Genomic DNA, 19,802 nt, shown 5'->3' with positions numbered 1-19,802 from the left:
CACCCATCGAACCGAGTTTACCGCCGTAAACTCGCCCGGAAAGTCCCCTCGCCGCTTGCCGACTCGCGGTCGCGGAGGCCCTTCTAGGCCATCCAGGACCGGCGCGGGAGGAGCCACGCCGGCCGGGCATCTCATCGGGAGGATTTGATGAACACCTTGAAAGCCCTGTTCGGCGTTTCGGCCGCACTCGCCGTATCGCTGCTCGCCACGTCTGCGCTCGGCCAGACCTATCCGGAGCGCACCATCACCATGGTGGTGCCCTTCTCCGCCGGCGGCCCGACCGATACGGTGACCCGCCTCGTCGCCGAAGCCATGTCGAAGAATCTCGGCCAGCAGATCGTCGTCGAGAATGTCGGCGGCGCCGGCGGCACGCTCGGCGCAGGCCGCGTGGCGAGCGCCGACCCGGACGGCTACACGCTGCTGCTCCACCATATCGGCATGGCGACCAGCGCGACGCTCTATCGCAAGCTCGCCTATGACACGCTGAATGCCTTCGAATATGTCGGCCTCGTCACCGACGTGCCGATGACCATCGTCGCCCGCAAGGACCTCGAGCCGACGGACCTCAAGGGCCTGATCGACTACATGAAGGCGAACAAGGACACGGTGACCGTGGCCAATGCCGGCATCGGCGCGGCCTCGCATCTGTGCGGCATGCTCTTGATGAGCGCCATGGAGACGCAGTTCGTCACCGTTCCCTACAAGGGCACCGGCCCGGCGATGACCGACCTGCTCGGCGGACAGGTCGACGTCATGTGCGACCAGACGACCAACACGACGAAGCAGATCCAGGGCGGCACGATCAAGGCCTATGCGGTGACGTCCCCTGCCCGCCTCGACAACCTGCCGGACGTTCCGACGGCGGAAGAAGCCGGCCTGTCCGGCTTCCAGGTCGGCATCTGGCACGGCATCTATGCGCCGAAGGGCACGCCGGCAGACGTGACGGAGCGGCTTTCCAAGTCGCTGCAGGTCGCCCTGAAGGATCCCAACGTCGTCGCCCGCTTTGCCGAGCTCGGCACGGCGCCGTCAGCGGAAGAGGAGGCGACGCCGGCCGCCCTCAAGGCGAAGCTCGAAGGCGAGATCACGCGCTGGAAGCCCGTCATCGAGGCCGCCGGCCAGTACGCTGACTGAGGTCAACCCGTAAATGCCGCACGGCGTTTCCGTCGATAACGGCGGAAGCGGCCTGCCGGCGCACGGACCGGCACATGGCGGCATCGGCTGCCGCCATGTGCCCTGACCGCCCGCGCGGCCGTTCCGGCCGCTGGAAGAGGGGAACCCATGAAACAACTACAGTTCGACAGCACCAATGCGATCTGCGGCCTGACCTTTATCGCGCTCGGCGGCTTCTTTATCTATCAATGCCTTGATCTCGACCTCGGCACGGCCTTCCGCATGGGGCCGGGCTATTTCCCGCTGATCCTCGCCGCGATCCTGACGCTGCTCGGCGTCGTCGTGCTGGTGCAGGCGACGCGGGTGCAGGGCGAGCCCATGGGGCCGCTGGCGCTGCGCGGCATGCTGTTCATCCTGCCGGCTCCCGTCTTCTTCGGGCTGACGGTGCGCGGCCTCGGCTTCGTGCCGTCGCTGTTCTTCGCCGCGCTCATCGCCGCTTTCGCCTCCTCGCGCATGAAGCCGCTCTTGGCGGTGCTGCTGGCCGGGGCGATCACGCTCTTTTCCGTCCTGGTGTTCAGCTACGCCCTCGGGCTGCCGTTCGAGCGCTTCGGCCCCTGGACCCGGCTTTAGGAGGCGCGCATGGATCTTGTCAGCAATCTTGCGCTCGGCTTCTCCACGGCGCTCTCGCCGGAGAACCTTGCCTTCTGCCTCATCGGCGTGCTGCTCGGAACGCTGATCGGCGTTCTGCCCGGCATCGGCGCGACGGCAACCATCGCCATGCTCCTGCCGATCACTTTCAAGCTGGAGCCGGTCTCCTCGCTGATCATGCTCGCCGGCATCTATTACGGCGCGCAATATGGCGGCTCGACCACGGCGATCCTGATCAACATGCCGGGCGAATCCTCGTCCGCCGTGACCGCCATCGACGGCTACCAGATGGCGCGCAAGGGCAGGGCGGGGGCGGCGCTTTCCATTGCCGCGCTCGGCTCCTTCTTCGCCGGCACGGTCTCGACCTTCCTCGTCGCGATCTTCGCCATTCCCCTGACGGCCATCGCGCTCGAATTCGGCGCCGCCGAATATTTCTCGCTGATGGTCGTCGGCCTCGTCTCGTCCATCGCGCTGGCGCATGGCTCGATCGTCAAGGCGCTGGCCATGGTGGCGCTGGGGCTTTTGCTCGGCCTCGTCGGCACGGACATCTATACCGGTACGCCGCGCTTCACCCTCGGCATCCGCGAATATGCCGACGGGCTCAACTTCGTCGCGGTCGCCGTCGGCGTCTTCGGCATCGCCGAGATCCTGCGCAACCTCGAAGGCGAGAAGACGCGCAGCCTGCTGATGGCCAAGGTCTCCGGCCTTTGGCCGACGAAGGACGATTTCCGGCGCATGATGGGACCGGTGCTGCGCGGCACGGCCATCGGCTCGGCGCTCGGCATCCTGCCGGGGGGAGGGGCTATCCTTGCCGCCTTCGCCTCCTACACGGTGGAGAAGCGTGTCTCGGATAACCCCCGGGAGTTCGGCCAGGGTGCGGTCGCCGGTGTCGCGGGGCCGGAATCGGCCAACAATGCGGGCGCGCAGACCTCGTTCATCCCGCTGTTGACGCTCGGCATCCCGGCCAATCCGGTCATGGCGCTGATGGTGGGGGCGATGATCATCCAGGGCATCGTGCCCGGGCCGAATGTCGCGACCGAACAGCCGACGCTGTTCTGGGGCATCATCGCCTCGATGTGGATCGGCAACCTGATGCTCGTTGTGCTGAACCTGCCGCTGATCGGCCTCTGGGTGAAGCTGCTGACGGTGCCCTATTACGTGCTTTTCCCGATCATCATGGCCTTCTGCTCGATCGGCGTCTACAGCGTGAACTCGAATGTCTACGACCTCTATGCGGTCGCGCTGTTCGGCCTCGGCGGTTACCTGCTGGTGAAGCTGCGCTGCGAGCCGGCGCCGCTGCTGCTCGGCTTCGTGCTCGGGCCGCTGCTGGAGGAGAACCTGCGCCGCGCCATGATCCTGTCGCGCGGCGATCCGAGCACCTTCGTCACGCGTCCGATCAGCGCGTTCCTGCTGGCACTGGCGCTGGCGGTCCTCATCATCGTCTTCCTGCCTTCGGTCAAGAAGAAGCGTGAAGAGGTTTTCCAAGAAGAAGACTGAAAACAGGAAAACCTGCGGGGGAGGGGAGGAGCGGCGACGAACTGCTCCTCCCTTTATTTTAGTGATGTTGCATTGCGGCGGAAATCGGGGTAAAACTTGACAAAAAATAGAAGGAATAGTCGCAGGGCAAGATGACGTTCCAGCCGCGCATGCAGAACAGGATCGAGGGCTTCTCCGTCGTCGGCGGTCTCAACCGCCGGCACTGGAACGGCATTGTCGCCGATGTCTGGGACGTGGAATGCGCGGCCCGTGCCGGCGGTTATTATGTCGGGCGGGACCCGCGGCTCTTCATCCTGCTCGACAAGCGGGGACCGGGCGATTCCCGCATCCGCCTGGCACCGGGCGGGGCGGAGTCCGTCGAGGACTGGCGGCATTGCCCGATTGCCTATATCCCCGCGAATTTCGAGCTCTGGGCGGACCTGGCCGATCATCAGTTCCTGCGCCATCTCGATCTGCATTTCGACGTGGAGACGGTCAGCCGGCGGCTGGCGGAGGACCTCGACCCGGAGCGGCTTGCCACCCCGCAGCTGTTCTTCTCCGATAGCCGCCTGCTCTCGCTGGCGCAGCTGATCGCCGCCGAGTGCACCAATCCGCAGCCGCTGCACGATCTCTATGGCGACGGGCTGGCGCTGGCGCTGATCATCGACGTCATGAAGCTCGGCAAGGCGCCGGGCCGCAAGCGCGGCAAGCTGGCCGCCTGGCAGTTGCGCCGCGCGACCGATTTCATTGAAGAAAACTGCTTGCGCAACATCCGCCTCGAGGAGCTTGCCAACCTTATCGGCCTGTCGCAATCCCATTTCAGCCACGCCTTCAAGGCCTCGACCGGCGTCGCGCCCCATCAATGGCAGGTGAATGCCCGCCTGCGTCGTGCCAAGCAATTGCTTTTGCAGGGCAACCATCCTCTGACCGAGATCGCCGCCGAGACCGGATTTGCCGACCAGGCGCATTTCACCCGCGTCTTCCGCAAGAATTTCGGCACGACGCCCGCCCATTGGCAGAAGGCGCAGCTCGCCTGACGCCGGCGAACGGGCGATTGTTCATCGCACGGAAAATTGCCCAAGAACGTACAATTTTCGCGGAATGCGACAAGCCCGATCGTTAAAACTGAGTTAAGCACTCATCTTATTGTTGGAAGGCCGCTCAGGCAGGCGAGCGGGACGAGTGGGGTATGCGCAGATGATGATGAAGTCGAAGAACCAGCGGCGGCTGAGGTTGACGCTTGCGTGCGGCACGGCGGCAATCGGCCTGTTGGCGCCGCTTTCCACGTTCGCACAGGACGCGGAAGGCACGACACGGCTGGAAGAGGTCCGGGTCGAGCAGGGCGATCCCAACGCGGTCGCTGACACCGGTGTCGAACCCGTACGCGGCATCGTCGCAAAATCGACGCGTACCGGCAGCAAGGCGGCGACGGACCTCAACGAGATCCCGCAGTCGGTCTCCGTCGTCGGGCGCGAGCAGATGGACGATCAGAGCCCCCAGAAGATCGATGAGGCGCTGCGCTACGTCGCCGGGGTGAATGCATCCACCTACGGAACCGATTCCGACACCGACTGGCTCTTCATCCGCGGCTTCCAGGCCGAGCAGACCGGCGTCTTCCTCGACGGGCTTTCGCTGTTCCAGACCGGCTTCGGGACGTTCCTCGTCGATCCGTTCTTCCTGGAGCGCATCGAAGTCATCAAGGGACCGAGCTCCGCGCTCTACGGTGGCGCCAATCCGGGCGGCTTCGTCAATTTCGTCAGCAAGCGCCCCACCGATGAGCCGCTGCGTTACGTCGAGACGGGCATCAACAGCTTCGGCAACGGCTATCTGGGCGTGGATTTCAGCGACAAGCTCGGCAGCGACGACGTCCTGCGCTACCGCCTGACCGGGAAGATCTCCGGCGGCGGCTGGGAGACGGACAAGTCGGAGGATTTCCGCGGCACGATCGCGCCCAGCTTCACATGGAAGCCGGATGAGGGAACGAGCCTTACCTTCCTCAGCTCCTACCAGCATATCGACCTGACGCACACCAGCACGGGTTTCCTGCCGTATCTCGGCACGGTCGTCGATGCGCCCGGCGTGGGACGGATCCCGACCGACCTGTTCTACGGCGATAAGAGCCTTGACGAATACGATCGCCAGCAAGCCATGATCGGCTACGAGTTCGAACATACGTTCGACAACAACTGGACGGTTCGCCAGAACCTGCGCTACGCAAGCGTCTCGCTCAAGGAAGACGCGCTCTATGCCAACGGGTGGTCGCTGGCCGATCCCACGAAGCTGGCCCGTTATCGCTTCGCGCATGACACGGATGTCGATATCTTCACGGTCGACAACCAGCTCGAAGGGGAATTTGCGACAGGGGCGCTGGATCACAATCTTCTTCTTGGACTGGACTACCGGTACTACTCGATCGACCAGGCCCAGGCCGTCGGCTTCGGCAACCTGGATCTCGATCCGCTTAACCCGGTTTACGGTGTCGATATTCCGGCGCTCGGAAATCCGTATCTGGATCAGAACCTGCGCCGCGACCAGCTCGGCATTTATGCGCAGGACCAGATCAAGTTCGGCGGCGGGTGGATCGCCACGCTCAACGGCCGTTACGACTTCGTGAAGACCGAGCTTGACGACAATATCAACGCTGCCAACTCCACCGAGAGCGACGAAGGCGAATTCACCTGGCGCGCGGCACTCGCCTATGAATTCGCAAACGGCCTGACGCCCTATGTCAGTTATTCGACCTCGTTCAATCCGACGACCTCGACGGACAATGACGGCAACCTCTTGAAGTCGGAAACGGCAAAGCAGTGGGAAGTCGGCGTCAAGTATCAGCCGGACTTCATGGATGCCCTCATCACGGCCGCCTATTTCGACATCACGCGCGAGAACGTGCCCAGCACGATCACGGTCAACGGCATTCCCCAGACGGCCGCCATCGGCGAGGTGGAGGCCCGCGGCTTCGAAACGTCGATCCAGGCAAATGTCACGGAGGGGCTGAAGCTCATCGGTGCGCTGACCTATCTCGACATGGAAGTCACCAAGGCGACCGGCGGCGCATTCGACGGCACGCCTGCCGGCAACACGCCGATCCAGGTTCCGGAACTGACGGCTTCGCTCTGGGCGGACTATTCGTTCCAGAACGATATGCTTCAGGGCGTGAGCGTTGCAGCGGGCGTACGCCACATCGGCAAGTCCTGGGCGGACCGCGAGAACACGCTCCGCGTTCCTTCCGCCACGCTGGTCGATGCGGCCATCCGCTACGAGAAGGACAACTGGGGTGTCGCGCTGAACGTCTCCAACCTGTTCGACAAGGAATATGTTGCGACCTGCCAGGGCGCGAACTCCTGCGGCTACGGCGCGGGGCGCACGTTCATGCTGAAGGCAAGCACGTCCTTTTGATCCTGCCTGAGGAACAAAGACAAAAAGCGCGTCAGGGCGTCCCTGGCGCGCTTTCCTCATTTTATGTGGTATATCCGTGGCGCTCACAATGGAAAGCGCGCCTAGCGCCAGCCCAGGGCAGGTGCGACGTGTTTCAGGATCGCCTCGATGACATGGGCGTTGTATTCGACGCCCAGCTGGTTCGGTACGGTCAGAAGCAGCGTATCGGCCTCCCGGATCGCCTCGTCGGCGGCAAGCTGCTCGATGAGCTTGTCCGGCTCGTCGGCATAGGAACGGCCGAAGATCGCCCGCGTTCTGTCGTCGATGAAGCCGATCGAATCCGCTTCCTTGCCGCCGCGGCCGAAATAGGCCCGGTCGCGATCGTCGACGAGCGCGAAGATGCTGCGGCTGACCGAAACACGCGGCGTGCGGCTGTGGCCGGCCTCCTTCCAGGCCTCGCGGTAGGCGCGGATCTGCGCGGCCTGCTGGATATGGAACGGCTCGCCCGTCTCGTCGTTCTTCAGCGTCGAGCTCTGCAGGTTCATGCCGAGCTTCGCGGCCCAGACGGCCGTGGCATTCGAGCTCGCGCCCCACCAGATGCGCTCGCGCAGGCCCTCCGAATGAGGTTCGAGGCGCAGGAGGCCGGGCGGGTTGGGGAACATCGGTCGCGGGTTCGGTTGTGCGAAGCCTTCGCCCTTCAGGATGTCCAGGAACACCTCGGCATGCCTTCGGCCCATGTCGGCGTCGTTCATGCCCTCCTGCGGCTGGTAGCCGAAGTAGCGCCAGCCGTCGATGACCTGCTCGGGCGAGCCGCGGCTGATGCCGAGCTGCAGGCGCCCGCCGGAAATGAGGTCCGCGGCGCCGGCATCCTCGGCCATGTAGAGCGGGTTCTCGTAGCGCATGTCGATGACGGCCGTGCCGATCTCGATCGTCTTCGTCTTGGCGCCGGTGGCGGCGAGAAGCGGGAAGGGGGAGGCGAGCTGCCGGGCGAAATGATGCACCCGGAAATAGGCGCCGTCGGCGCCGAGCTCTTCGGCCGCGACGGCAAGGTCGATCGACTGGAGCAGCGTATCGCCGGCCGAGCGGGTCTCGGATTGCGGGGAGGGGGTCCAATGCCCGAAGGAAAGGAAACCGATTTTCTTCATGGATCTTTACCTCGACGCCGGGGCGTCCGTTGGGATGGGTGTCGCCGGCGAAGATGGGGTATCGGACAGGGCTTGGAAAGGTGTGGAACGAGAACGCAGCGTTCACCGTTTGGCGCTTTCACGCCGGTCGAGGCTGCGGCGCGCTATGCCCTGTCGCTTGCACGGACGGTTATTTGGATTTCAGGAAGGATAGCCTTGCCCTCGGCATTCCAAAGAAACTCTCTGCGCCCTGTGCGGTTTTTTGATCGTATGGGTATATAACCGCACGCTGGCGGATCCGTGATGGTTGGGAGCCGCTCCTTGTGGCGCCCCATGTCCCGGCTCTCTTCACGCGGCCGGGCGGATGCAATCGAGGGCATGGCGGGTGAAATTACCGCGTGAACGGGAAGGGGCGTCAGTGGTACTTTTCCCGCTCGCGCACGAGGATCGCCGGTGCGTTCAGCCCGGCGATCGGTTGGTTGACGTCCGCCGGGATGTCGCCGGTCAGCTGGAGATCGAGATAACGCGCGCAGCACACCCGCAGGAAGGACGTGAAGTTGCCGAGGTCGTGGCCTGCGTCGATCGATTCATGATGCAGCCTGGTGATCAGCTGCGTGACGTTCATGCGATCGCGGCGCGCGATCTCCTCGAGCTTCGACCAGAAGAAATTCTCCAGCCGCACGCTCGTCACCATGCCGTCGATCCGCAGCGAACGCGTGGTGCTCTCCCAGAGCCTCGCATCCGCCTTGATGAACAGTTCACACATCCCGGCCTCCCTTGCCTGTCTCCTCAGGCGGCGTCCGTTTGTAGCAGGGACGCGGCGTTCAGCACAGCCATGAACTGGCGCAGCCAGGAGGGGTGCGCCGGCCATGCGGGCGCGGTGACGAGATTGCCGTCCGAGACCGCGTCATCGATCGCGATATCCGCATAGATGCCGCCGGCAAGCTCCACTTCCGGGCGGCAGGCGGGATAGGCCGAGCAGGTGCGGCCCGTGAGGACGCCGGCCGCCGCGAGAAGCTGCGCGCCGTGGCAGATGGCCGCCACCGGCTTGCCGGCCTCGAAGAAGTGCCGCACGGCCTTGATGACATCAGGGTTGAGGCGCAGATATTCGGGCGCCCGGCCGCCGGGGATGACAAGCGCGTCGTAGTCCTCGGCGCGGATGCTGGAGAAGGTGGCGTTGAGCGTGAAATTGTGGCCGCGCTTTTCGGAATAGGTCTGGTCGCCCTCGAAATCATGGATGGCGGTCGCGACCGTCTGGCCTGCATTCTTGCCGGGGCAGGCGGCATGCACGGTATAGCCGCAGGCAAGCAGCGTCTGGAACGGGACCATGGTTTCATAGTCCTCGGTGAAGTCGCCGGTGATCATCAGAATTTTCGAAGCTGGCATCTGTTCCTCCCAAAACCAATGGGAGGAGTTTAGCAAGGACGGCATGCGAGCGGGTACTAAGGGGATACTACAGTGAAAATTCAGGGCAGGCGCCTTCAGACGCCCCTTGCCACCATCGTATAGATCTTGCGGGTCCGCTCGTGGATCGTCCATTCGCCGCGCCAGCCGAGCGGCAGGACGAACATCTCGCCCGGGCCGATCTGACGGCTCGTGCCGTCGCCGTTGTGCAGCGTCACGCGGCCAGAAAGGATATGGCAGATCTCCGCGATCTCGCTGCGGTCGGCGGTGAAGCGGCCGGGCGTGCATTCCCATATGCCGGTTTCCATCTTGCCGTCCGGGCTCGTCCAGAGGGGCAGGGTGGCCTCCTGCTGCTCGCCCTCGATGGAGGTCGGCTTGGGCGCGAAGGCGCCGATGTCGCGCTGGAGGAGGTCGCCGAAGTTTTCGAAGCTGATCATGGTCTGTCCCGTATCTGGCTCAGTGGCCGGTGATGCTGTCGGCGAGCGCCGCGAGTTTGGAGGTGCGCGAGAGGCCGGAAAACTCCCGGTCGTCCGCCATGCGGTAGAGCTGGTACATCGAATGCACGCCGAGCCAGCGGAAGGGCTCCGGCTCCCATTTGCGCACCGTGCGGTTGACCCAGGGCAGGCCGGTCAGTTCCGTCTTGCGGTCCAGCACCAGGTCGCAGAGCGTGCGGCCGGCCAGGTTCGAGCTGGAGACGCCGAGGCCGACATAGCCGCCGGCCCAGCCGATGCCCGTCGTTCGGTCGAAGCCCGCCGTCGTGCACCAGTCGCGCGGCACGCCGAGCACGCCGCACCAGGCATGGTCGATCTTCAGCGCTTTCGTCTGCGGCAGGAGGCGGGTCAGGATGGCATGGAGCGCATCGATCGTCGCCTGCTGCGTCTGGCCGTTGACGTCGGTCGCCGAGCCGTAGCGATAGGGCACGCCGCGTCCGCCCATGGTGATGCGGCCCTCGCGGGTGCGCTGGGCGTAGCAATAGGCATGCGCCGCATCGCCGAGCAGTTCATGGCCTTCCCAGCCGATCTCCTTCCACAATGCGTCCGGCACGGGCTCGGTGACGATCTGCGCGCTGTTCAGTGCCAGCCAGGTGCGCTCGAAGCCGGGCAGGCCGGCGGAAAACCCCTCCGTGGCGCGGATGATTTTTGGCGCACGCACCGTGCCGCGGTCGGTCGTAACGCGGCCCTGTTCGAAGCGGGTGACGGTCGTGCCCTCGCAGATCGACACGCCGAGGCCCTCGACCACCCTGGCGAGGCCGCGTACCAGCTTGGCCGGCTGCACGCGCGCCATGTTGCGGTAGAGCACGGCGCCCTTGAGATCGGCGATGCGGATGCGCTTTGCGGCATCCTCCGCCGAGAGCAGCTGCAGGCGCTCCGGCGGGATCTGCCAGTCGAGGCCGAACCGGTATTCCTCGCGCACCCGTTCGAGCTGGGCCGCATTGGTGGCGACGACGAGCTTGTCGACGCGGATGAGGTCCGCGTCGATGCCTTCGGCCTTGGTGACGCGCTCGACCTCGTCGACCGTGCCCGCCATGGCGTTCTGCAGATCGACGACCGCGCCGCGGCTGGAGGTCTTCTCGTATTTTTCCCGCGACCAGCTGAAGCCGCCGGAAAGCCAGCCGCCGTTGCGCCCGGAGGCGCCGAAGCCGGCGAACTCCCGTTCGAGCACGACGATGTTGAGCGAGGGGTCGGCCTTCTTCAGGTAGTAGGCCGTCCACAGGCCGGTATAGCCCGCGCCGATGATGCAGACATCGGCCTCGCGGTCGCCGGGCAGGGGAGGGCGCTTTTGCGGGATGCCGCCGATATCGGCATACCAGAAGGAAATGTCACCGTTGGTCTTGACGTCCATGGGAAAGGCTTTCGGGGTTCAGGTCAGCGTCACGTCGGCGCTGGCATCATCGGGGAGAAGGGTGAGGTCGGTGGGCAGGAAGGCGATGTCGACGGTATCGCCGATGGCAAAATCGGCCGCGCCGAGGGGGCTGCGCACCACGGCGACCGTTCCGTCCGCCAGCCGCACCTCGTATTTCGAGCCGGAGCCGAGATAGATCGCCTCGGTGACCGTGCCGGAAAGGCGGTTTTCGCCCGTCGCGGCGTCCGCGCCGGGGCGCTTCAGCCCCACGCGCTCAGGCCGGAGCAGGATGACCGGGCGGGCCTCGCCGGGAAGGCGGCCCTGGGCGAAGATCCTCTGGCCGCCGATGGTCATCGTCGTGCCGTCGCCGGCGGTTTCGGCCTTGCCGCGCAGGACGGTGGATTCGCCGATGAAGCGGCCGACGAAGAGCGTCGCGGGATGATCGTAGAGTTCGCGGCCCGTGCCGATCTGCTCGATGCGCCCGCCGTTGAAGACGGCGATGCGGTCGGAGAGGACGAGCGCTTCCTCCTGGTCGTGGGTGACGTAGACGAAGGTGGTGCCGAGCTCGCGGTGGATGCGCTTGATTTCGAGTTGCAGCCATTCGCGCAGCTTCTTGTCGAGCGCGCCGAGCGGTTCGTCCATCAGGAGCAGCGGCGGATCGAAGACGAGGGCGCGGGCGAGCGCCACGCGCTGCTGCTGGCCGCCGGAGAGTTCGTTCGGGTAGCGATGGGCGAAATCGGCCATCTTCACCATGTCGAGGGCGCGTTTCACCCGGCGGTCGCGTTCCTCGCCCCTTATGCCGCGCAGCGTCAGCGGATAGGCGACGTTCCTGCCGACCGTCATGTGCGGGAAGAGGGCGTAGTGCTGGAAGACGACGCCGATGTTGCGCTTGTGCGAGGGCAGGCCGGTGACGCTCCTGCCGCCGATTTCGAGCGTGCCGGAGCTGATGTCGGTGAAGCCGGCGATGAGGTTCAGCGTCGTCGTCTTGCCGGAGCCGGAGGGGCCGAGCAGCGTCATGAACTCGCCGGGGCGGATATGGAGGTCGATGTCGTTGAGGGCGGTGAACGCGCCGTAGCGTTTCGATGCCTTGCGGATTTCGATGGCGGCGCCAGCGGATGCGGTCATGGGTCAGGTCCTTGCGCGGCGCATGCCGAGAAGCAGGCCGGCGATGATGATGAGCGAGGTCGCGAGGAAGAGCAGCGTGCCGACGGCCGCGACGGTCGGGTCGGCGTCGCGGGTGATAGAGGTGTAGATCTGCACCGGCAGCGTCTTGAGATAGGGGCTGGTGATGAACAGCGCCACGATGATCTCGTCGAACGAGGTGATGAAGGCGAAGAGTGCGCCGGAGAGGATGCCGGGCAGGATGAGCGGCAGCGTCACGGTGCGGAAGACGGTCAGCCGGCCGGCGCCGAGGCTGGCGGCGGCGGTTTCGAGCCGCCGGTCGAAGACTTCGAGGCTTGCCTGCACGGCGATCAGCACGAAGGGAATGGCGAGCATGGTGTGCGCCAGCACGAAGCCGGTGACCGTGCCCACCAGATGCGTATCGAGGTAGACCGCGTAGATGCCGATCGCCAGCACCACGCCCGGCACGACCATCGGCGTGATGAGGAGGGCGCGCAGCAGGCCGCCGGTGCGCGCCGCCGCGCGGGAGACGCCGAAGGCGGCGAGCGTGCCGACCACCGTCGCCACCACCGCGACGATCAGCGCGATGATCAGCGAATTGGAAAAGCTCGTCGTCCAGTCGGGATTGCGGAAGAAGTTGTCGTACCATTGCCAGGAGAAGCCGACCGGCGGGAAGGCGAGCGACTTGTTGCCGTTGAACGACATCGGGATGACGACCAGTGTCGGCGCTAAGAGCAGCACCGCGACGAGCAGGCAGAACAGGCCGAGGACGACGCGGGGGAAGGAGGGCATTTTTACGCCTCCCTGCGGGTCGAGGAATGTTTCTGGCGCATCAGCGGGGCGGCGATGGCGAGAAGCACGAAGGTTGCGACGAGGAGAACGACGCCCATCGCGCCGCCGCGGCCCCAGTTGAGCAGGCTCAGCACCTGGTTCTGCACCAGCGAGGAGAGCAGGATGCTGCGCGGCCCGCCGAGCAGGGCCGGCGTGATGTAGAAGCCGAGCGACAGGATGAAGACGATGATCGCGCCGGCATAGACGCCGGGCAGCGACAGCGGCACGTAGATCTGCAGGAAGGCTCTCCAGGGTTTCGCGCCGAGGCTGCGGGCGGCCTGGAGCAGGCGCGTGTCGATGCCCTTCATCACGGAATAGATCGGCAGGATCATGAAGGGCAGCAGCACCTGCGTCATGCCGATGACGACGCCGGGGAGCGTGCGGATCAGCTTGACCGGGGGGAGGCCGAGGCCGCGCAGGAACGAGTTGATGACGCCGGAATCCTGCAGCAGGATGACCCAGGCGAGCGTGCGCACCACGCCGCTCAGCCAGAAGGGCACGAGAACGCAAAGGATGAGCGCCAGCCGCAGGTTCCTGCCGACGATGGTCATGGCATAGGCGTAGGGGTAGGCGCAGATGAGCGAGACGAGCGTCACCCAGGCGGCGACGACGAAGGTGCGTTGCAGGACGGTGCGGTTTACCGCGGACTGGAAGAACCAGACGTAGTTGTCGAGGCCGGGGGCGGGATCGGTGAAGCTGCGCACCACGACGATCGCCAGCGGATAGGCAAGCGCGAGGAGCAGCACCAGCACGGCGGGAGCGGCGAGCCAAACCGCACCGCGAGGTCGCCATCGCGTGAGGAGAGCGGGCCTGTCAGGCATGTCGGTCACGGTCGTCTCCTGTGGTTCGGTTGGGTTCTGGCATTTGCGCAGGGCGTCGCATTTGGAATTCGCCGTTGCCACGTTCCCTTCTCCCCCGCGGGGAGAAGGTGCCGGCAGGCGGATGAGGGGGAGGTCGAAGGCGCAAAAGATCGAAATGATCTATCCGCACAACCCCCTCATCCGACCCTTCGGGCCACCTTCTCCCCGCGGGGGAGAAGGGAGAAACGGCGACGTCGAATTTCATATGCGGTTGCCCTAGCCTACGGCGGGAGACCAGAGGGGAAAGGGACAGGAAGGCGACGTCTTGCCTTCCCTTCCCCTTTTCGGAAGACGCCTCAATTGCCGGAAAGCAGTGCGTTCCACTTCTCGGCGGCGAGGTCGAAATTCTTCACCCAGAACGGGATGTTCTGCTGGTAGCCCTGCGCGATGCGCTCGGGCGTCGAGGTGAGGAACGACGCGGTGATCTCGTCGACCTGCGGTTTGGCGTCCATGTGGATCGGCGTGTAGGAGGTCTTCTCGGTCAGGATCTCCTGCGAACGCTGGCCGAGATAGGCGTTGAGCAGCGCATAGGCCGCATCCGTGTCCTTGACGCCGACCGGGATGGTCATCTGGTCCATGACGACCAGCCAGTCCTGCCAGACGGGGGTATAGGCCGCGCCGTTCTTCGCGGCGGTCATCGCGCGGCCGGTCCACATCATGATCATGTCGGCCTCGCCGGATTCGGCGAGCTGCTGGGATTCGGCGCCGGTCTTCCAGTAGATCGTGTCGGGGCCGAGGTCGCGCAGCTTCTGGATGCCCTTCTCGATGTCGTCCGGCGTCATCGCCTTCGGGTCGCCGCCCGTCGCCTTGAAGGCCTGCTCGATCAGGCCGCCGGTCGGATCGCCGCTGCCGTCGATGGCGCGCGAGCCCGGGAATTTCTCCGTATCGAAGAAGTCCACCCAGTTCTGCGGCGGATTGTCCTTGTAGGTCTCGGTCTTGTACATGAAGATGACGCCATAGTTCATTGCCGGGACCGAGCACTCGCCGACCTGTCCGGGCGGGATTTTCGAGACGTCGAGCTTGGAGAAGTCGAGCTTCTGGAACAGCGTGCCGCAATGGACGTAGGGCGGCAGGTCGGCGGTGTCGACCACATCCCAGGTGACGTTGCCGGCATCGACCTGCGCCTTCAGCTTGGCGATCTCCGTCGGGCCGTCATTGAGCAGCGTCACGCCGGATTTCTCCACGAATTCCTGGAGGGCGGCCACCTGGCCGTCCTGGTAGATGCCGCCGTAGGAGACGAAGGTCAGCGTCTTGCCCTTGAGCGAGCCTTCCTCCACCGCGCCGGCGACCGGCTTTTCCTGTGCGAATACCGGCAAGGCCAGGGCGCACGTCATCGTCAGGGCGAAAGCCCCCGCAAATTTTTTCATCATCGATACTCCCAGTAGCGCTCGCGTGCGTTGTTCCTGCCGCGGTTACGAGCCCGCCCGTGGCAGGTATTTGTCGAGGTCGTCGGCGACGCTGGTCGGCGGCGCGATCATCCACAGGACTTCGGCCGGTTCCGCGCCGATATTCACGGTCTTGTGCGGAACCGAGGTCGGATATTCGATGCTGTCGCCGGCCGACAGCACATGGCGCTCCTCGCCGAGCGTGAGTTCCACCTCACCGCGCAGGACGAAGAAGAGTTCATGCGAATCCCCGTGGCTGTAGGGTTTTTCCCCCGTCGAGCCGCCCGGATCGAATTCGCCGATATAGACTTCCATGTCGCGGATCGGCCGCCGCGACAACAGCATCTTTCGATAGCCCTCGGCCGGCGGCAGCGCCGGGCGTTCATGCTTGCGCAGCACGCGTCCGACAGGCGGGGCCGCTTCCTCGAAGAGGTCCGTCAGGCTGATGCCGAGCGCGCCGGCAATGCGCATCAGCGTGCTGATATTGACCCCGCTGAGCCCGCGTTCCAGCTGGCTCAGGAAGCTTGCGGTCGTGCCGGTGGCCTCGCCCAGCGTGCGCAAAGACATGCGGCGGGCGGTGCGGAAGGCCTTCACCTTCTCGCCGACGGCAGCCTGATTCTTCGTCGCAACCGCGATGTCGTCCATGGCCTCGCTCCCTCACTTAACAAGGTATTAAGTGAACGACATTTTGGCAACCGCTAAAATCGACGGGCGACGATTTTTCTGTGGCCGTGCCGGATCCGTCTCCGGCAAGCTGAGGGCGCCTTACAGGGCGGTGCCCACCTTCAGCCCGTCATAGACCGCTTCTTCCGCGGTGCGTGGCGCCAGACAGTCGCCGATGAGATGAACCTCCGGCACCAGCCCGGCAAGCATCGCCCGCAGTTCGTCCGCCGGCGTATGCCCGAGACAGAGCACGAGCGTATCGATGCCTTCGAAGACGATCGGCTGCTCGCTGACGGTGTGTTGCAGGTAGACGGTGCCGCTGTCGCAGCCGTAGAGCCGGGCATAGGGCGTGATGCCGACACCCTTCCTGTGCAGTTCGGCGGCGATGTTGTCGCGCACGTAGAGCGGCAGCAGCTCGCCGGGATGGGTGCCGTTGACGGCGAGCTCGACGCTGCAGCCGTTGTCGACGAGCAACTCGGCGATGCCGGGGCCGATCCAGTCGCAGCGCCAGTCGGCGACGACGACGCGGCCGCCGGTCTTGACCTCCCGGCGCAGCACCTGCCAGGCATCGACCACCTGGACGCTGTCGTCGGCGGGGATTTCGGGCATGTAGGGCGTGGCACCGGTCGCGAGCACGACGGCATCGGGCTTTTCGCGCTCGACCAAGGCCGCATCGACGCGAACGCCCTTGACCACGCGCACCTGCGCCAGTTCCAGTTCACGCGAAAGATTGGTGATGATGCCGCCGAATTCGGCGCGGCGCGGCAATTGCTGGGCGAGCAGCGCCTGGCCGCCGAGCTGGTTCGCGGCTTCATAGAGCGTGACCTGATGGCCGCGGGCGGCGGCGATCGCGGCCGCCTTCATGCCGCCCGGCCCGCCGCCGATCACCATGACCTTCTTCGGTGCGGCCGCCGACACCAGCGTGCCGAAGGCCAGCTCGCGGCCGGTCTCCGGGTGCTGGATGCAGGAGATCGGCACGCCGCGGTGAAAGTGGCCGATGCAGGCCTGGTTGCAGGCGATGCAGGCGCGGATGTCGTCGGTGCGGCCCTCCTCGGCCTTTGCCGGCATCTCGGGATCGCAGATCAGCGCGCGCGTCATGCCGCAGACATCGGCCGCGCCCGCGGCGATGACCGCCTCGGCCTCGTGCGGCTGGTTGATGCGGCCGGCGACGAAGACCGGCACCTTCAGCGCTTGGCGGAAGCGGGCGGCGTCGCTGGAAAGGTAGGCGTTGCGATAGGCCATGGGCGGCACGATATGCACCGCGCCGCCGAGCGAGGCGGAGGTGCCGGCCGTGACGTTGACATAGTCGACCAGCGGTTCGAGCAGGCGACAGCCCTCCAGCGCCTCATCGGGCGTCAGGCCGTTCTCGTCGCGGTCCCCGGCACTGATGCGCAGGCCGACGACGAAATCCTCCGATGTCGCCGCACGGATCGCCTTCAGCGCTTCCGCGGCAAAACGCAGCCGGTTCTCCAGCGATCCGCCATAGCCGTCCGTCCGCCGGTTGACGCGCGGGTTCAGGAACTGGGCCGGCAGGTAGCCGTGGCTCGCCACCAGTTCCACGCCGTCGACACCGGCTTCATGCATGCGCCGGGCCGCCGCGCCGTAGCCGGCGACGATCTCGTCGATCATCGCCTGGTCGAGCGCGCGCGGCATCACGCGAAACCGCTCGTTGGGCGTGACGGAGGGCGCATAGGCGACCGTCAGCAGCCCGTCGCCGCCTTCCATGATCTCCCGGCCCGGATGGAAGAGCTGCGAGAAGAGCGCACAGCCATGGGCATGGCAGGTCTCCGCCAGCCTGCGGTAGCCGTCGATGCAGCCGTCGTCCGTCGCCATCAGCATATGCGAGGTGTAGCGGGCCGTCTCGTGCACGCCGGCCACCTGGCTGACGATGAGGCCGACGCCGCCCTTCGCCCGCGCCGCGTGATAGGCGATAAGGGCCTCGTTGACGCGCCCGTCCGTCGGCAGCGTCGTGTCGTGGCCGGTCGACATGATGCGGTTCTTCAGCCGCACGCCGCGGATCGTGAGGGGCTGGAACAGGTGCGGGAAGGCGGCGGGCGCGCTCATGCGGCGCTCCCGGTGTTGCGACAGTGGCGCATGGTATGCACGATCCCGATCATTCAGTCCTCCCATCCCGAGCGAGCGAAACGAGGTGCTTATATTTTATTCAAAGTAAAAAATCGACGAATTTTTTTACTGAAGGCAAAATATGTTGCCATGAGGCGCATTCTGGACAACCTTGTGAGCCGATGCGCCGGCGCGGCGCGGGAAGGAAGGCGGCGATGGTGGACGAGAACGTTTCGGGGGCGCATGGCGGCGGGGCCGCGGCCGGCGAGGATCCGGTGCTCGGCGAGCGCATCCGCGGCCTGCGCAAGCGGCGCGGGATGACGCTCGCCCAGCTGGCCGAAAGCTGCGACCTCTCGACCGGCTATATCAGCCAGATCGAACGCAACCTTGCCTATCCGTCCATTCCCGCGCTGGTCGGCATCGCCCGCAGCCTGGGAGTCACCGTGCAGTGGTTCTTCGGCGGCGCGGCGCCGGTGCCGCAGGCCGAGCAGGGCTATGTCATCCGCCACGGCAATCGCCTGCGCATCCAGTATGACGGCGGCATCGTCGACGAGCTGCTGACGCCGAAGATGAGCCTTCAGGTCGAGATGATCCACACGCGCCTGCCGTCGGGCAGCGAGAGCGCGGAGAGCTATAGCCATGCCGGCGATGCCGTGGGGATCGTCATGGCCGGCGAGCTGGAAATATGGGTGGGCGCGCGGCACTTCCACCTGCGCGAGGGCGACAGCTTCTCCTACTCCGCCGGCGAGCCGCATCGCTATCGCAATCCGGGAAGCCGCGATGCCGTCGTGCTCTGGGCGATCAGCCCGCCCAGCTTTTGACGTCAGCGCACGGTTTCGATTTCCCGGAGCAGCCAGTCGCGGAACCGGGCGAGGGCGGGGTTTGCCTCCATGCTCTCCTTCGGGCAGATGAACTTGTAGGATTCCTCCGGCTGGAAGGTTTCTTCCGAAAGCACGCACAGGGTGCCACGCGCAATGTCCGCCTCGACGAAGGCGCGGTGCGAGAAGCCGATGCCATGGCCGGAGCGCGCGGCGGCAAGCAGCGTGTGCTGGTCGTCGAAGAACAGGTTGGCGTTCGTCTGCGTTTCCTGCAGGTTGTTGTGGGTCAGCCAGTTCTTCCAGTCATCGGCATTGCGATAGTGCAGGCGCGCGACGCTGCGGCTGAAGAGCAGGTCGCTGGCCTGTTTCACGCTGGCGAGCATCGCCGGGCTGCACACCGGGACGAGGCGCTCGCGCAGCACCTCGACGGCGTAGTCTCCCGCCGGCGGATGGATGCAGTACTTGATCTGTGCGTCCTCGCGCTCGACCGCGCCGCTGCGCGCCTCCAGATTGCTGAGATGGAGCTGGATGCCGGGATTCTGCTCCAGGAAGCCGGCCATGCGGGGCACCAGCACCTCCATGGCGAAGAAGGGGCCGGTGCGGATGCGCAGGACCTTCGTCTCCGTCTCCTGGCCGATGAGCGAGAGCACATTGGCGACATCATCGAAGGCGCGGGCGCAGGCGTCGAGCAGCAGGCTGCCTTCCGCGGTGAGGCTGACGCCGCGCGAATTGCGCTCCAAGAGGCGCCGGCCGAGCCGTTCCTCGAGCTGCTTGACCTGATGGCTGACGGCGCCCTGGCTGACGGAGAGCTCGCTCGCCGCCGCCGTGAAGCTCCGGTGATGGCCCACGGCCTCGAAGGCGCGCAGCGCGCGCAGATTGGCCAAGTGTCGCCGATGGTGCCGGTCTGTCATCGAACCATGAGGAAAACTAATGATTGGGAATATATCTTTTGCATTGTTGCGCCGCCGGCTCAACGGTAATCCTACACGGGCAGAACGAAACCGACCGGATGCATCGTTCACCAAGACCCAGGAAATTCAGGTTATTTCTTTTGCCTTGGCGTTTTGCGCCGGAGGG

18 protein-coding genes are annotated in these 19,802 nt (G+C 65.4%); 6 read left to right on the top strand and 12 right to left on the bottom strand.

Annotated features, from left to right (window positions below; genetic code table 11):
• Window positions 1-147 precede the first annotated feature (147 nt).
• From AABQ55_RS24775 to AABQ55_RS24755, 5 genes are all read left to right on the top strand, one after another.
• Entirely contained in the window at window positions 148-1,131 is a 984-nt protein-coding gene (locus AABQ55_RS24775) for a tripartite tricarboxylate transporter substrate-binding protein (protein ID WP_272807554.1), read from the top strand.
• Window positions 1,132-1,278: 147 nt separating this feature from the next.
• Window positions 1,279-1,740: a tripartite tricarboxylate transporter TctB family protein gene (locus tag AABQ55_RS24770; protein ID WP_272807555.1), complete on the top strand. Its 462-nt coding sequence runs from the start codon at window positions 1,279-1,281 to the stop codon at window positions 1,738-1,740.
• Window positions 1,741-1,749: 9 nt separating this feature from the next.
• The gene (locus AABQ55_RS24765) at window positions 1,750-3,255 is read left to right on the top strand and encodes a tripartite tricarboxylate transporter permease (RefSeq protein WP_272807556.1); all 1,506 of its coding nucleotides are present in this window, start codon (window positions 1,750-1,752) and stop codon (window positions 3,253-3,255) included.
• A gap of 131 nt (window positions 3,256-3,386) precedes the next feature.
• Window positions 3,387-4,271, top strand: coding sequence for an AraC family transcriptional regulator (locus AABQ55_RS24760; protein WP_244766170.1), 885 nt, complete (start codon window positions 3,387-3,389; stop codon window positions 4,269-4,271).
• Window positions 4,272-4,437: 166 nt separating this feature from the next.
• A complete protein-coding gene (locus tag AABQ55_RS24755) occupies window positions 4,438-6,633 on the top strand; it encodes a TonB-dependent siderophore receptor (protein WP_425314243.1) in 2,196 nt (731 codons plus the stop codon).
• Between the two features lie 101 nt (window positions 6,634-6,734).
• Here AABQ55_RS24755 and AABQ55_RS24750 read toward each other — a convergent pair whose 3' ends face one another.
• From AABQ55_RS24750 to AABQ55_RS24700, 11 genes are all read right to left on the bottom strand, one after another.
• Window positions 6,735-7,757, bottom strand: coding sequence for an LLM class flavin-dependent oxidoreductase (locus AABQ55_RS24750; protein WP_272807557.1), 1,023 nt, complete (start codon window positions 7,755-7,757; stop codon window positions 6,735-6,737).
• A gap of 394 nt (window positions 7,758-8,151) precedes the next feature.
• Window positions 8,152-8,502, bottom strand: coding sequence for a ribbon-helix-helix domain-containing protein (locus AABQ55_RS24745; protein ID WP_244766173.1), 351 nt, complete (start codon window positions 8,500-8,502; stop codon window positions 8,152-8,154).
• A 23-nt stretch (window positions 8,503-8,525) separates the two neighbouring features.
• Window positions 8,526-9,122 carry a DJ-1/PfpI family protein gene (locus AABQ55_RS24740; protein ID WP_244766174.1) on the bottom strand — a complete coding sequence of 199 codons (597 nt, stop codon included), beginning with the start codon at window positions 9,120-9,122 and terminating at the stop codon, window positions 8,526-8,528.
• A 95-nt stretch (window positions 9,123-9,217) separates the two neighbouring features.
• Entirely contained in the window at window positions 9,218-9,577 is a 360-nt protein-coding gene (locus tag AABQ55_RS24735; protein ID WP_272807558.1) for a cupin domain-containing protein, read from the bottom strand.
• Window positions 9,578-9,596: 19 nt separating this feature from the next.
• On the bottom strand, window positions 9,597-10,982 hold the full coding sequence (locus AABQ55_RS24730; protein ID WP_272807559.1) for an NAD(P)/FAD-dependent oxidoreductase: 1,386 nt from the start codon (window positions 10,980-10,982) through the stop codon (window positions 9,597-9,599).
• 18 nt (window positions 10,983-11,000) lie between these two features.
• Complete coding sequence (locus AABQ55_RS24725) at window positions 11,001-12,107, bottom strand: ABC transporter ATP-binding protein (protein ID WP_272807560.1); 1,107 nt, start codon at window positions 12,105-12,107, stop codon at window positions 11,001-11,003.
• 3 nt (window positions 12,108-12,110) lie between these two features.
• A complete protein-coding gene (locus AABQ55_RS24720; RefSeq protein ID WP_272807561.1) occupies window positions 12,111-12,896 on the bottom strand; it encodes an ABC transporter permease in 786 nt (261 codons plus the stop codon).
• Window positions 12,897-12,898: 2 nt separating this feature from the next.
• Complete coding sequence (locus AABQ55_RS24715) at window positions 12,899-13,756, bottom strand: ABC transporter permease (protein WP_272808133.1); 858 nt, start codon at window positions 13,754-13,756, stop codon at window positions 12,899-12,901.
• 335 nt (window positions 13,757-14,091) lie between these two features.
• Window positions 14,092-15,165, bottom strand: a complete 1,074-nt coding sequence (locus AABQ55_RS24710; protein WP_443021169.1) for an extracellular solute-binding protein — start codon at window positions 15,163-15,165, stop codon at window positions 14,092-14,094.
• A 42-nt stretch (window positions 15,166-15,207) separates the two neighbouring features.
• A complete protein-coding gene (locus AABQ55_RS24705) occupies window positions 15,208-15,825 on the bottom strand; it encodes a helix-turn-helix domain-containing protein (RefSeq protein WP_064332806.1) in 618 nt (205 codons plus the stop codon).
• 120 nt (window positions 15,826-15,945) lie between these two features.
• Window positions 15,946-17,907 (bottom strand): oxidoreductase, encoded by a 1,962-nt coding sequence (locus AABQ55_RS24700; RefSeq protein ID WP_272807562.1) that lies wholly within the window; start codon window positions 17,905-17,907, stop codon window positions 15,946-15,948.
• A gap of 215 nt (window positions 17,908-18,122) precedes the next feature.
• Here AABQ55_RS24700 and AABQ55_RS24695 point away from each other — a divergent pair, with 215 nt between their 5' ends.
• Window positions 18,123-18,728 carry a helix-turn-helix domain-containing protein gene (locus tag AABQ55_RS24695; RefSeq protein ID WP_272807563.1) on the top strand — a complete coding sequence of 202 codons (606 nt, stop codon included), beginning with the start codon at window positions 18,123-18,125 and terminating at the stop codon, window positions 18,726-18,728.
• 2 nt (window positions 18,729-18,730) lie between these two features.
• Here AABQ55_RS24695 and AABQ55_RS24690 read toward each other — a convergent pair whose 3' ends face one another.
• The gene (locus AABQ55_RS24690; RefSeq protein WP_272807564.1) at window positions 18,731-19,609 is read right to left on the bottom strand and encodes a LysR family transcriptional regulator; all 879 of its coding nucleotides are present in this window, start codon (window positions 19,607-19,609) and stop codon (window positions 18,731-18,733) included.
• Between the last annotated feature and the right edge of the window lie 193 nt (window positions 19,610-19,802).

Source organism: Shinella sp. WSD5-1 (assembly GCF_963942435.1).
In the GTDB taxonomy this organism is placed as follows: domain Bacteria; phylum Pseudomonadota; class Alphaproteobacteria; order Rhizobiales; family Rhizobiaceae; genus Shinella; species Shinella yambaruensis.
This window is presented reverse-complemented; position numbering and strand designations above follow the sequence as displayed.